Origin of the sequence: Abyssibacter profundi (assembly GCF_003151135.1) — a bacterium.
Lineage (GTDB): Bacteria > Pseudomonadota > Gammaproteobacteria > Nevskiales > OUC007 > Abyssibacter > Abyssibacter profundi.
Genome location: NZ_QEQK01000009.1, coordinates 53,396 through 66,406, shown reverse-complemented (window position 1 = coordinate 66,406; position 13,011 = coordinate 53,396). Strand labels below are relative to the sequence as shown.

The 13,011-nt window shown below is 64.1% G+C and carries 14 protein-coding genes; 3 read left to right on the top strand and 11 right to left on the bottom strand.

Features of this window, described 5'->3' with window-relative positions:
• Nucleotides 1-50: 50 nt before the first annotated feature.
• Nucleotides 51-1,256, bottom strand: a complete 1,206-nt coding sequence (locus DEH80_RS11145; protein ID WP_109720577.1) for an acetyl-CoA C-acetyltransferase — start codon at nucleotides 1,254-1,256, stop codon at nucleotides 51-53.
• A gap of 185 nt (nucleotides 1,257-1,441) precedes the next feature.
• Here DEH80_RS11145 and DEH80_RS11140 point away from each other — a divergent pair, with 185 nt between their 5' ends.
• The 3 genes from DEH80_RS11140 to DEH80_RS11130 all read left to right on the top strand — a co-directional run bounded on the left by DEH80_RS11140 (nucleotide 1,442) and on the right by DEH80_RS11130 (nucleotide 5,991).
• Nucleotides 1,442-2,053, top strand: coding sequence for a TetR/AcrR family transcriptional regulator (locus tag DEH80_RS11140; protein ID WP_109720576.1), 612 nt, complete (start codon nucleotides 1,442-1,444; stop codon nucleotides 2,051-2,053).
• Between the two features lie 123 nt (nucleotides 2,054-2,176).
• A complete protein-coding gene (locus DEH80_RS11135; protein WP_165831431.1) occupies nucleotides 2,177-3,946 on the top strand; it encodes an AMP-dependent synthetase/ligase in 1,770 nt (589 codons plus the stop codon).
• Between the two features lie 104 nt (nucleotides 3,947-4,050).
• Nucleotides 4,051-5,991 (top strand): N-acyl-D-amino-acid deacylase family protein, encoded by a 1,941-nt coding sequence (locus DEH80_RS11130; protein ID WP_109720574.1) that lies wholly within the window; start codon nucleotides 4,051-4,053, stop codon nucleotides 5,989-5,991.
• Between the two features lie 28 nt (nucleotides 5,992-6,019).
• Here DEH80_RS11130 and DEH80_RS11125 read toward each other — a convergent pair whose 3' ends face one another.
• The 10 genes from DEH80_RS11125 to cutA all read right to left on the bottom strand — a co-directional run bounded on the left by DEH80_RS11125 (nucleotide 6,020) and on the right by cutA (nucleotide 12,978).
• Entirely contained in the window at nucleotides 6,020-6,295 is a 276-nt protein-coding gene (locus DEH80_RS11125) for a hypothetical protein (protein ID WP_109720573.1), read from the bottom strand.
• 125 nt (nucleotides 6,296-6,420) lie between these two features.
• A complete protein-coding gene (gene purH / locus DEH80_RS11120) occupies nucleotides 6,421-7,992 on the bottom strand; it encodes a bifunctional phosphoribosylaminoimidazolecarboxamide formyltransferase/IMP cyclohydrolase (RefSeq protein WP_109720572.1) in 1,572 nt (523 codons plus the stop codon).
• Nucleotides 7,989-8,240 (bottom strand): DNA-binding transcriptional regulator Fis, encoded by a 252-nt coding sequence (fis, locus tag DEH80_RS11115; RefSeq protein WP_207774570.1) that lies wholly within the window; start codon nucleotides 8,238-8,240, stop codon nucleotides 7,989-7,991. Before fis ends, purH begins: the two co-directional genes overlap by 4 nt.
• A gap of 221 nt (nucleotides 8,241-8,461) precedes the next feature.
• Nucleotides 8,462-9,346: a 50S ribosomal protein L11 methyltransferase gene (gene prmA, locus DEH80_RS11110; protein WP_109720570.1), complete on the bottom strand. Its 885-nt coding sequence runs from the start codon at nucleotides 9,344-9,346 to the stop codon at nucleotides 8,462-8,464.
• Nucleotides 9,347-9,348: 2 nt separating this feature from the next.
• On the bottom strand, nucleotides 9,349-10,698 hold the full coding sequence (gene accC, locus DEH80_RS11105) for an acetyl-CoA carboxylase biotin carboxylase subunit (RefSeq protein WP_109720569.1): 1,350 nt from the start codon (nucleotides 10,696-10,698) through the stop codon (nucleotides 9,349-9,351).
• The gene (gene accB, locus DEH80_RS11100; RefSeq protein WP_109720568.1) at nucleotides 10,698-11,156 is read right to left on the bottom strand and encodes an acetyl-CoA carboxylase biotin carboxyl carrier protein; all 459 of its coding nucleotides are present in this window, start codon (nucleotides 11,154-11,156) and stop codon (nucleotides 10,698-10,700) included. Before accB ends, accC begins: the two co-directional genes overlap by 1 nt.
• Nucleotide 11,157: 1 nt before the next feature.
• A complete protein-coding gene (gene aroQ, locus DEH80_RS11095) occupies nucleotides 11,158-11,613 on the bottom strand; it encodes a type II 3-dehydroquinate dehydratase (protein WP_109720666.1) in 456 nt (151 codons plus the stop codon).
• Nucleotides 11,614-11,734: 121 nt separating this feature from the next.
• Nucleotides 11,735-12,262, bottom strand: a complete 528-nt coding sequence (locus DEH80_RS11090; RefSeq protein WP_109720567.1) for a TlpA family protein disulfide reductase — start codon at nucleotides 12,260-12,262, stop codon at nucleotides 11,735-11,737.
• Nucleotides 12,263-12,265: 3 nt separating this feature from the next.
• Nucleotides 12,266-12,673, bottom strand: a complete 408-nt coding sequence (locus tag DEH80_RS11085) for a protein-disulfide reductase DsbD domain-containing protein (protein WP_109720566.1) — start codon at nucleotides 12,671-12,673, stop codon at nucleotides 12,266-12,268.
• Complete coding sequence (cutA, locus tag DEH80_RS11080; protein ID WP_109720565.1) at nucleotides 12,646-12,978, bottom strand: divalent-cation tolerance protein CutA; 333 nt, start codon at nucleotides 12,976-12,978, stop codon at nucleotides 12,646-12,648. The genes DEH80_RS11085 and cutA overlap by 28 nt, the downstream gene beginning before the upstream one ends.
• Nucleotides 12,979-13,011 lie beyond the last annotated feature (33 nt).

Sequence of the window (13,011 nt, the reverse complement as noted above, 5' to 3'; positions counted from 1 at the left end):
GCGTGTCTCCAGCGAAAGCGAGTGTCGGGTCCGGGTGCTGTGGATCTGGGCTAGACGCGTTCAATCACGGTCGCGATGCCCATGCCGCCGCCCACGCAGAGTGTGATCAGGCCCGTGGATTTGTCCTGGCGTTCCAGTTCGTCGACCAGCGTGCCGAGCAAGATGGCCCCGGTGGCTCCTAGGGGATGGCCCATCGCAATCGAACCACCGTTGACGTTGACGCGATCGGGGCCGATGTCCAGGTCCTGCATGGCGCGTAGCACCACGGCGGCGAAGGCCTCGTTGATCTCGTAGAGGTCGATGTCCTTCGGTGTCATGCCGGCCTTTTTCAGCGCCTTCATCGAAGCGGGGCCGGGGCCGGTGAGCATGATGGTCGGCTCGGTGCCCACCACAGCGGTCGAGACGATCCGTGCACGAGGTTTCAAGCCCAGTTCCGCACCCTTGTCCGCCGAGCCGATCAGCACGACGGAGGCACCGTCGACGATGCCGGACGAGTTGCCGGCATGGTGGACGTGATGGATGGTCTCAACGGTGGGGTACTTGCGCAGCGCGGTGGCGTCAAAGCCCATGACGCCGATTTGCTGGAATGACGGCTTCAGGCCGGACAGTGTTTCCACCGTGGTGTTGCCGCGAATGGTCTCATCGTGATCCAGCACGGTCAGACCGACATCGTCGCGTACCGGAATCACCGAGCCCTTGAAGTGGCCGGCCTGTTGCGCGGCCGCGGCCCGGCGCTGGGACTCCACGGCGTAGGCATCAACATCTTGCCGGGAAAAGCCGCCCAGCGTGGCGATCAAATCCGCGCCGATTCCCTGTGGCACGAAGTCCATCTTGGCGTTGACGCGTGGGTCCATGACCATGGCGCCACCATCCGAGCCCATCGGCCAGCGACTCATGGATTCGACGCCGCCGGCAACGACGAGCTGTTCCTCGCCGGATTTGACCTTCATGGCCGCAAGGTTGACGGACTCGAGCCCCGAGGCGCAGAACCGGGACTGGGTCACACCGGGGACGGATTCGTCCCAGTCGGCGTACAGCACGGCCGTCCGGGCGATGTCGGCACCCTGTTCGCCCACCGGGGTGACGCAACCCAGGACCACGTCGTCCACCTGACTGGTATCCAGGCTGTTGCGATCACGTAGGGCGACCAGCACGTTCTTGAGCAGGTCGACGGGGGCAATCTGGTGCAAGGAGCCGTCTTTCTTGCCCTTGCCGCGCGGTGTGCGCACCGCGTCGTAAACATAGGCCTCGGTCATGGGGCGTCTCTCCGCGAGTTCAGACTCGACAATGGGTAATTGTTGTTACCAGTCCGTCCGGGGCGGGTCACCCGTCCCTAGGCTGGCTGACTGCGAAGTAAGCTAGTCCATACGGTACCGAATTGCAATGGCAGAAGCTGAGGCGATCTGGCCTCGTGTCAGCAGGTGTGGTAATAATAATTACCATGAATCAAGAACAGGCTTTACCCGATCTCAGCGGCCTGGCGCCGGCGACACGAGCGCGGATAGAAGACGCATTGCTGGCGGTGTTCTCCGAACGAGAATTCCACAAGGTCGGCATGGCCGAGATCGCCCGGCAGGCCCGCGTCAGCTTGCAGACCCTGTACAAGTACTACGGAAGCAAAGAGGCGCTGCTGTACTCCGGGCTGGATCACTGGATGGCCCAGGTCACCGAGCGCATGACCGACCATCTGCAGGGGATCCAGAACTACAAGGATCGTCTGCGCAAGGTCTTTTGGGTGCTGCTGGATTTCTATGAGCGAAATCCCAAGGTCGGGCTGCTCATGCAGAACGCCATCTACTTCAATGCCTGGGGCCGAGAGCCGGCGCTCCGGCAGCCGCAGTTCACGCACGTTTTCATGCAGGTGCTCAGCGAGGGGCGTGACGCCGGTGTGCTCACCGATGAGGTCGAGACCCGGGTGCTGCTGGACATTTTCTACGGCGTGGCGGCGCGCATCATTGCCCAATGGTTGAATCACGGCATGAAGGAGCCGCTGGCGGCTCGCGCGGATGTGCTGTTCGAGCTGATCTGGCGGGCCATTGCCAAGCCGGGTTAGCCCTGCGTTGCCTCGGGGGCCGAGCCGTCGGATACTGCAGGCTCAATGCCGTGCCAACGGTGCGGCGCATTACGCAGTCATCGAGAAAACTGCGGATGTTCCCAACAAAGCGAGGAGAGACGAATGAGCCGGACAGTCATTCAGGTGTTCGAAGAGACGGCTGCGCGCTGTGGTGATTTGCCTGCGCTGAAGACCAAGATCAACGGGGTCTGGCAGGCGACGTCTTGGGCCGACTATCGCCGCAACGTACGGACCACGGCGCGGGCACTCATGGGCGCCGGGCTGGCGCCGGGCGACGGCTTCGCGCTGTTGGCCGGCAATAGCGAATACTGGGTGACTGCTTATCTGGCCTCAATCGCGGCGGGCGGAGTCCCTGCGGGTTTGTACGTCACCTCCAGCCCGGAGCAGTGCGCCTTTGTGATCGACCATTGCGATGCCTCGATGGTGCTCGTCGATTCGGAGGAGCAGCTGGCCAAGGTATTGGCCGTTCGCGACCAGTTGCCCAAGCTCAAAACCATCATTCTGGTCGACGGCGAGTCCGACGCGCCGGACGTGCTCACCTGGGGCGCTTTGCAAACCTACGCCGAACAGGTGACCGAGGACGCGCTGCAGTCACGCATCGATGCCTTGAAGCCGGATGATCTGGCGACGCTGATCTACACCTCGGGTACCACCGGCAATCCCAAGGGTGTGATGATGTCGCACACCAATCTGACCTTCACCGGCGAGACCGCACGCGAAACCGTGGGCATCCAGCGTGGCCATGAAGTCATCAGCTACCTGCCGCTTTGCCACATCGCCGAGCAGAACATCACCCTGCATGTTTCGTTGGCAGCCGGGCAGACGGTCTGGTTCGCCGAATCGCTGGAGGCACTGGGTGACAACCTTAAGGAGGTCCGGCCCCATTTCTTCGTGGCGGTGCCGCGCGTCTGGGAGAAAATTCAGGCGAAGCTGGAGGCCGGCATGGCCGAGGCGACGGGGCTGAAGAAGCACTTGTTGAGCTGGGCGCGTGGCGTCGGGGCGCGGTCAGCCGAGGCGGATCAGGCCGGTCGCCGGCGTCCCTTGCTCTACCCGGTGGCCGACAAGTTGATCTTCTCTAAGCTGCGAGCGGCGCTGGGGCTGGATCGTTGCTTTTATGCGATGACGGGGGCTGCCCCCATCTCGCAGGGGACCGTGGATTTCTTCGCATCGCTGGGGATCACCATTCTGGAGGTCTACGGCCAGTCGGAATCGACAGGTGGGGGCACCTTGTCCATGCCGGGGGGCAACCGGAAGGGCTCGATCGGCCGGGCCTTGCCGGGCACCGAGGTCTCCATTGCCGACGATGGCGAAATTCTGCTGCGCGGCCCTCATGTCTCGCCCGGCTACTACAAGAACCCGGAGGCCACGGCCGAGACCCTGGATGCCGACGGTTGGCTACACACCGGCGATGTAGGTCGCATGGATGACGACGGATTCGTCTACATCACCGACCGCAAAAAAGAGCTGATCATCACCGCCGGTGGCGAGAACATCAGTCCGCAAATGCTGGAAGGGCGTCTGTCTTCGATCCCCGGCGTGAGTCAGGTGGCCGTCATCGGCGACCGCCGCAAGTACATTACCGCCTTGTTCACATTGAATCCCGAAACCCTGCCCGGCGCCGTCCAGGCGGCCGGCAGCCCGGCGCGCCATCCGCAGGAGGCCGCCAATTGTCCGGTGTTCGTGCGTTGGTTCGAGTCGCAGGTGGAGCTGGCCAACGCGGACTTTGCCCGTGTGCAGACGATCAAGAAGTTCACCTTGCTGGACGAGGACTTTTCGGTGGAGGGGGGGGAGCTGACGCCGACAATGAAGAAAAAGCGTCGGATCATCGCGGAAAAGTACGCGCTGCAAATCGAGGCCATGTACGCCAGCTGAACGGTGGTTCGGCGACGCGCTGGGGCGAATCTACGACAGCGAAGGCGCGTCGGCGTCGTTAAAGTGTTCGCTACACCGCATGACACCACGGCAAGGAGACCCCGATGAGCGAGACGGTGAGCTGGGATACCCTCATTCGCAATGCACTGATTTTTGACGGCACTGGCCAGCCGCCGCTCCGTGAGGACCTGGCGATCGCGGGCGGTCGCATCGCTGCACGCGGCCCTTCGCTGCCCGCCGAGCAGGCGCGCGAGGTGGTCGAGGCAGATGGCCAGTGGCTGATGCCCGGACTGCTGGATATCCACACGCATTTTGATCTCGAGGTGGAACTCGCGCCTGGCCTGCCGGAGGCCGTCCGCCACGGTACGACCACGGTGGTCTTTGGTAATTGCTCGCTGGGGTTGGCCTACGGGGCCCAGCGGCGCAACGGTGAGGACCCCATTGTCGACTGCTTCGCCCGCGTCGAGAACATTCCCAAGCCGGTGCTGGCCAAGGTCGTGGACCAGGTCCAGTGGAGCGACTCCGCCGGTTACCTCGCGCATTTCGATGCCTTGCCGCTGGGGCCCAACGTGGTGCCGCTGCTTCCGCATTCGATGTTACGGGCCGAGGTCATGGGGCTGCGGGAGTCGGTGACACGCTATCCCACGAATGAGGAACTCAAGCGCATGGAGGCGCTGGTCGAGCTGGCGATGCAGGAGGGGTATGCGGGCTTCTCTACCGATGCGCTGCCGTTTCACTATCTGGCCAACGACCCGCATCGGCGGACCAAGATTCCCAGCCAGTGGGGGTCATTCAAGGAACTGCGCAGGCTCACCGGCGTCGTGCGTCGTCACGATCGGGTGTGGCAGGCCACGCCGCCCAAGGACAGCCCGCCGCAGGTGTTGCGCAACTTCCTGCTTACCAGCGGGCGCATCTTCGGCAAGCCGCTGAAGATTACCGCGGTCGCAGCCCTGGATATCGCAACGAATCGGGGCATTGCCAAGCTGGGCAAGCTGCTGAGCCGTTTGCTGAACTCCCGCCTGATCGGGGGGCATTTCCGCTTCCAGGCGCTGGCGGCCCCGTTCAAGGTGTATTGGGATGGCCCGATCAACCCACTTGCCGAGGAGATCGACGAGCTACGCGAGCTGAACGAGCCGGATCTAGACGATGAGGCCGCGCGCATGGCCTTGTTGGACGATCCGGCGTATCAGCAGCGATTCCGCAAGATGTGGCGCCACGGCAAGTCGGGGTTCAACCTGGCGAATCTGGCGCGCCTGCTGGGGCGTGAGCGCATGGCTTTCAGCCGGCGTCTGGAAGACATGGTCTTTGTCCAGGTGCCGGGTGATGTCGACGCCTTATGGAAGGACGAGACCTTCCAAGCCGTGTTTGCGCGGCTGCAGCGCTGGCAGGCGACCGGGCAGGGCGCACGCTCCTCGGCCGAAGAGGCGGTGTTCGATGGCTTTCCCAAACCCATCGAAGACGATGCGGCCTTCGTGCTGCACCTGTTCCGCCAATATGACCTGGACTTGCGTTGGTACGTGATTTCCGCCAACCGGGATCCGGAGGTGGTCAAGTCCTTGCTGTTCAACCCCAATGTGCTGCCCGGCTTTAATGACTCCGGCGCGCATCTGACCAACATGGCCTTTTACGACGCCAATCTGCGCGGGCTGCAAATTGCGCAGGCCGATGGGCTGGATCGTGTGGCCTGGCATGTGAAGCGGCTGACGCGCGATCCGGCCGATTTCTTCGGTGTGCGGGCCGGTCGGATCGATGTCGGGGAACAGGCCGATGTCATTCTGGTCGACCCGGAGGCCTTGCGGCGTTATGACTCGGACGCCAACACGCATCGCATCCATCGCGAGGCATTCCAGAACGACCAGATGGTCAACCGTTCGGATGGGGTGGTCCGGCTGACCTTAATCGCTGGCAAGGTGGCCTGGTCGGTCGATCAGCATGGCCCGCGGCTGGGTGTGGAGCGCATGGGGCGGCTGCTGCGTCACCATTCGCTGGAGTCATCGTCAGACAGCAACCAGGCGGCTCGGGAGCCACTGGCCAGCGCGGCCTGAATCAGCGCGGGTCCGGCTGCCGCAGAGGTCAGCCTGATGACGGTGCGTCCTGATCAGCGGGCGCATCGTCATTGTTGCATTCGGGCAATGCGCGGGGAGATTGCCGCGGCGCGCGGCGCAGGGCCTCGGAGACGGTCAATGCCGCGGTTCGATCTAACTGTTCCCGGGTAATGACCTGTTGGGCCTGCGAGTTGCAGGGGCCATGATCTCGATGGGCCTGCGTGCCGCGGCTGGCGTCGGGTTGCGCGACAGCCAGCGATGCCTGTGTGAGCAGCAGCGCGGTGAGGATGTCAGTCCTGCGCATGGGAGGCTCCGTTGCATGTGCCGACTGCAACTGTAGAACCTCCGTCCTGCCCTGTCACAGGCTGCATCAGCCCGGCTCGCGCTGGATGCGGCTGTCGCGCCCAGCATCCAGTCACGCGCTTCCGACTAGTGTCGGAAGTGCCGGCGCCCGGTCAGGATCATCGCTAGGCCATGTTCGTCCGCCGCAGCGATGACCTCGTCGTCGCGAATCGAACCGCCCGGCTGGATGATTGCCTGCACGCCGGCCGCTGCGGCCGCATCGATGCTGTCCCGGAACGGGAAGAAGGCATCCGAGGCCATCACGGCACCCTGCACCGACAGCTCAGCTCTGGCGGCCTTGTCGACCCCCAGGCGCGCGCTGTCGACGCGGCTCATCTGGCCGGCGCCAATGCCGATGGTTCGTGCGTCGCGGGCGTACACGATGGCGTTGGACTTCACGAAGCGGGCCACCGTCCACGCAAAGGCGAGGTCTTGTCGAAGGGCATCATCCGGCTGCTGTCGGGTGGCCACGGTCCAGTCGGTCGAAGCACCGGCGCTATCCAGGCTCTGCACCAGCAGTCCGCCGGCCACTCGCTTGTAGTCCATGGCGGCGAGGCCGCTGTCCGGCGTGCCAACGGCCAGGGCCCGCACATTTTTCTTGCGTGTGAGCACCTCGACCGCCGCATCGGTAAAGCTTGGCGCGGCAATGACTTCGACAAACTGCCGATCCAGGATGATTTCGATGAGCGCGGCATCGACTGGCTGATTGAACGCGATGATGCCGCCGAATGCCGAGGTGCTGTCGGTGGCGTAAGCGGCGTCGTAGGCCTCCAGCTGGGACGCTGCGACCGCGACACCACAGGGGTTGGCGTGCTTGACGATGACGCAGGCCGGTGTGGCCGCATCAAAGGCCTGGACGCAGCTGACGGCCGCGTCGGTGTCGGCGACATTATTGAATGACAGCGGTTTGCCCTGCAGTTGGCGTGCGGTGGCCAGCGTGCCCGCTGGCGCCTCGCGTTCACGATAAAACGCCGCGAACTGGTGTGGGTTCTCGCCATACCGCATGGGTTGCACGCGATCGAACTGCAGGGTCAGCGTGCCCGGCAGTTCAGACCGGGCCTCATCGCCGCCGTCACGCGTTAGGTAGGCGGTGATCGCGCCGTCATAGCGTGCAGTGAGCGCGAAGGCCTTTGCGGCGAGCTGGCGGCGCAGGCTGAGGTCAGGGCCGCCGTCGTCTAGCGTGGCAATCACGGTTGCGTAGTCGGAGGGGTCGACCACCACGGCGACATGCGCGTGGTTCTTGGCCGCAGCCCGGAGCATCGCAGGGCCGCCGATGTCGATGTTCTCGATGGCGTCGGCGTCCGTCACATCGGGGCGCGCAATGGTGGCCTCGAAGGGGTAGAGGTTCAGCACGACCAGGTCGATGCCGGTGATGTCATGCTCGGCCATGACGGCATCGTCCTGACCCCGTCGGCCAAGAATGCCCCCGTGAATCTTGGGATGCAGGGTTTTGACCCGGCCATCCATGATCTCCGGAAAGCCGGTGACCTCGGACACGTCGGTGACGGCGAGTCCGGCATCGCGTATCGCGCGTGCCGTGCCGCCGGTGCTGAGAATATCGATACCGCGCTCGGCCAGTGCCTGTGCAAGATCGACGATGCCGGTCTTGTCGGAAACACTGAGCAGGGCGCGCCGCACAACAGTGGGCGCTGCGTTCATTCGTGGAGTCCGTGAGCCTTGAGTTTCTTGCGGAGGGTGCCGCGGTTCAGTCCGAGAATTGCGGCGGCGCGAGACTGGTTGCCATCCGAGTAGTCGAGCACGGCTTGCAGCAGCGGTGCTTCCACTTGGTCGATGACCATTTGGTAGAGGTCGCAGGGCGCCGAGCCATTCAACTGACCCAGATAGTGGGCAAGACTGTCTGCCACATGTTCGCGCAGTGGTCGAAGAGGGACTGAGCCGTTGTTCATGGGGTCAGCGTGATCGTGCGGGTTCTCATCAGGCATTCGTCTGGTGGCGCAATTCAGCCAACGGGGCCGCCGAGCCGGTCTTGGCACCCCGCGAAAGCATGCGGAAAAGACGGCGGATCATAGCGCTGCGGCCTGTCAGCGCAAGCCTGAGCCGGCCAGCGGCAGCGACGGACTAGGGCGGCGCAGGCGAATGCCTAGGTGGCTCAGCGGCTTGGGGCCGATTAGTCGAGTTGTCCCTGCAGTCGCGCCCAGCCATCTTGCACCGCACCAATGCGCAGACGGATCAGCGGTGCGTAGGCGGCGATCACCTCGTCCGCCTGGGTTTCCAACAGGCCGGCCAGCACGATGTGGCCGCCCGCGCGCAGCCGGCCAATCAGGGCAGGGGCCATCACCATGAGTGGCGCCGCCAGGATATTCGCCAGCACGATGTCGTAATCGCCATCGGGCTGTGCATCCGGTAGACAGGCGCGCAGGTTCACGCCATTGCGCTGGGCGTTCTCCTGCGTCGCGCGAACGGCCTGTGGGTCGATATCCACGCCATCGACATGGGCAGCGCCGAGCCGGGCAGCAGCCACGGCGAGTACGCCGGAACCACAGCCCATATCCAGCACGTCGCGTCCCTGGCAGTCCATGCCATCGAGCCATTGCAGGCAAAGCGATGTGGTGGGGTGGGTGCCGGTGCCGAAGGCCAATCCGGGGTCGAGATGGATGGTGACGGCATCGCTGGGCATCTCGGCCTCGTGGCCGGTCGGACAAATCCACAGGCGGTCGCCGAACTGCATGGGATGGTAGTGATCCATCCAGGCCCGGACCCACTCGCGATCTTCTAGGCGCGAGGCCGTCCACGGTCCCATCTCGGTTTCTGGAATGGTGGCTTGGACCGCGGCCAGCACGGCGGCTTCGTCCGCGTCTGCCGCGAACAAACCGGTCACACAGGTGTTGGGCCAAGTGGGGTGCGTGCCCAGTTCCGGTTCCAGGATGGGCACATCGGCGGCGTCGGTGAGGGTGACGGCCAATGCGCCGGCCTCCAATAGCGCGTCCTCCAGGGCTTCAGGATTGGCGCCCGTGGCGGTGACTTCCAGCCAGCCGGCCTGTGCGGTTTGCATGTCTAGTCCAGCCACTGGCGTAACAGCGTTTCCAAATGGTGGATATGCACGCCGCCGGCCACGAAGCCCGGGTCGAGCATGATCTGTTCATGCAGCTTCAGGTTGGTCTGGATGCCTTCGACCACCATCTCGGACAGTGCCTGGCGCATGCGCGCCAGCGCGGACTCCCGCGAATCGCCATAAGCGATGAGTTTGCCGACCATGGAGTCGTAATGCGGCGGCACCCGATAGCCGGAATACAGGTGCGAATCCATCCGGATGCCGGGCCCCCCCGGGGGGTGGAACATCCGGATCTCGCCCGGCGAGGGGACAAAGCTGCGCGGATGCTCGGCATTGATCCGGCATTCGATGGCGTGGCCGCGCATCTGGATGTCGTCCTGGGTAAAGCGCAGCGGTTCGCCAGAGGCAATGCGCAGCTGTGCACGGACCAGGTCGACGCCCGCGACCATCTCGGTCACCGGGTGTTCGACCTGGATCCGGGTGTTCATCTCGATGAAGTAGAACGAGCCGTCTTCATAGAGGAACTCGAACGTGCCGGCACCGCGATAGCCGATGCGTTTGCAGGCCTGGACGCAGAGTTCGCCGATTTCCTGGCGCTGGGCTTCGGTGATGCCGGGCGCCGGACATTCCTCGACCACCTTCTGGTGGCGGCGTTGCAGCGAGCAGTCGCGCTCGCCCAGGTGGACGACATTGCCGTGGTTGTCGGCCAACACCTGAAATTCGATGTGCCGGGGTGTCTGCAGGAACTTCTCCATGAAGACCGCGCCATTGCCGAATGCGGCCTTGGCCTCCTGCTGCGCCATGTTGACGGAGGACAGCAGCGAGGCTTCGCTGTGCACCACGTGCATGCCGCGTCCGCCGCCACCGGCTGCGGCCTTGATCAGGACCGGATAGCCGATGCGCTGGGCGATGGCCTTGATGGCGTCATCGTCATCTGGCAGCACGCCGTCCGAGCCCGGTACGCAGGGCACGCCTGCGGCCTTCATCTCGGCGATGGCCGCAGTTTTGTCGCCCATGATGCGGATCACGTCGGCGGTCGGCCCGACGAAGATGAAGCCTGAGCGTTCCACCGATTCGGCAAAATCCGCGTTCTCGGACAAGAAGCCGTAACCGGGGTGGATCGCCGTGCAATTCGTGACCTCGGCCGCGCTCATCAGCGCGGCCATGTTCAGGTAGCTACCGGTGGCGGGTGCGGGGCCAATGCAAACGGCCTCGTCGGCCAGCAGCACATGCTTGAGGTCACGGTCAGCCGTGGAGTAGGCCGCGACAGGCTGGATGCCCAGTTCGCGGCAGGCGCGGAGTATCCGCAGCGCGATCTCGCCGCGGTTGGCGATGAGTAGCTTCTCAATCATCACTCGATAACAAACAGCGGCTGATCGAATTCGACGGGTTGCTCGTTATCCGCAAGCACCTCCTTAATGACCCCGGCTCGGTCGGCCTCGATCTGGTTCATCATCTTCATGGCCTCGATGATGCAAAGCGTCTGGCCCACCTGCACGGTCTGGCCGACCTCGACAAAGGACGGCGCCGACGGCGACGGCGATCGGTAGAACGTGCCCACCATGGGGGCGCGGACCGTGTGGCCGCTGCTGGGTGCCGGCTCCGCGGGGGCAGGGGCAGCCGCAGGTTCCGGTGCTGCAGCCGGCGCCACGGGCGCGGCATAACTGGCCGGTGGCGCAGGGGGCGCGGCCGCCGGTGTGGCTGAGTAGCGGCTGATCCGCACCGACTCCTCACCCTCGGTGATTTCCAGTTCGGCGAGGTTGGATTCTTCCAACAACTCGATGAGTTTCTTGACCTTGCGAATATCCATATCAGCCCTTCGGGTTGGCTATCTGCAATCGGGATGCGGCTGCGCGCAGGGCGAGGCTATAGCCCATAGGGCCCAGGCCGGCGATGACGCCAACCGCAATGTCGGAAAGAAAACTCGAATGCCGGAACGGCTCGCGTGCGTGGACATTCGAGAGGTGGATCTCGATGAATGGGAGCCCCACGCCCAGCAGGGCGTCGCGCAGGGCAATGCTGGTGTGGGTGTAGGCGGCGGGGTTGATCAGCAGGAACGCGACCCCGTCTGTGGCCGCTTGGTGAATGCGGTCGATGAGCGCGCCTTCGTGGTTGGACTGAAAGCACTGCAGCTCGTGGCCAAGCGCCTCAGCCTCTTGGCTGAGCGACGACTCCAGGTCGGCCAGCGTTCGCGCGCCGTAGATCTCCGGCTCACGAGAGCCGAGCAGATTCAGATTCGGACCATTGATCAAAAGCAGCGTGGCCACCACCAGCCCCCATTCGGTTTGCAGGGAGGAGTGTGCCGTAGCTAGGTGTGGGTGTGAACCCTTTCGCGGAAGATATGTGAAATTTCGCGTCAGTTAGCCGCAAATTCCAGCAGGGTTGGGCCTAGGAAGCGCTGCCGGGGAGCCGGGCGCGTATCTCGTCGCCCGTGACGGCACCCTCGTGGCGCATGGCGACCGAGCCGTCCGGGTGGATCAGCACGTTAAAGGGCAGGCCGCCCACCTGTGCACCGTAGGCATCCATCAGATCGAATCCCTCGGCGCCTTCGACGACCAGCACAGGGTAGTTCATCCCCATGCGAGCTGCATATTCCGCCACGCGCGCTCGATCGTCCAGTGCAATGCCCAGCACCTGCAACTCGCTGTCGCCGTAGGCTTCCTGCAGCTCGATGAGCTCCGGGATCTCATCGCGGCAGGGCGGGCACCAGGTTGCCCAGAAGTTGATCAGCACCGTTTTGCCGGGAAAGTCGGACGGGGTCACCGGCTCGCCGCCCAGGTCGGCGATGCTAAAGGTTGGCAGCGGTCCGGCGGGCGCGTCGCCCAGCGTCTGGTCTTGCTGCAGGTAGCGCTGCAGGCCGTAGCCGGCGGTAGCGGCCAGCAAAGCGACGAGTCCGAGGGTGATCCAGGTTTTCATGGGCTAGGGCAGTGGGTATCGACGTTGCTGGGGTGGGTAGCATAGGCCGGCGTCGGCGCAACCCTGGTAGTGAATCACCAGTTCCGTGCCGTCGCTACCAGCCGGCAGGGTGACGAACAACTGGTCTCTGTAGATGGAGACCTCGCCAAAATGGGCGTCATGGTAGGGCGTGCCCGGTGGCACATCGGCGGCGACAGCTTGCCCGTCAATCTCAAAGGCCAGGGCATGGCCGTAGAGGTAGTAGCCCGGTGCAATGGTCCAGGCAACCGTATGACCATCTGCCTCGCTCCATACATCGGATGCAAATGCCTGGTCAGCCGGCAGAAACGCGCTGGTCTGCGACAGGCCGGCCGCACTGGCCAGCGGTAGGACCGCACAAAGCATCAGGGAGAGCAGGTGTCGTGAACCCATTGCAAGTAGTCGGGAAGGCCGAGGGCGGCTTCGACCGCGATGATTTCGGGAAGTTCGTAAGGATGCGTGCTTCGGATCGCGGTTTCCAGCGCCGGATAGCGCGCGCTTGTTGTCTTGATCATGAGCAGCCATTCCTGATCGGTTTGCACCGCACCCTGCCAGACATAGGTCGACTGTAGGCCCGGGATGCTGTTCACGCAGGCGGCGAGCTGCCGGGTGACCACGGTTTCGCTGATCTGTTTCGCCGTGGTCTGGTCGGGGCAGGTGCAGTACACGATGAGCGTTGTCGGCGTGGGATCAGACATAGGGGCGTTAGTGGTTCGGGGGGTTCTGGCATA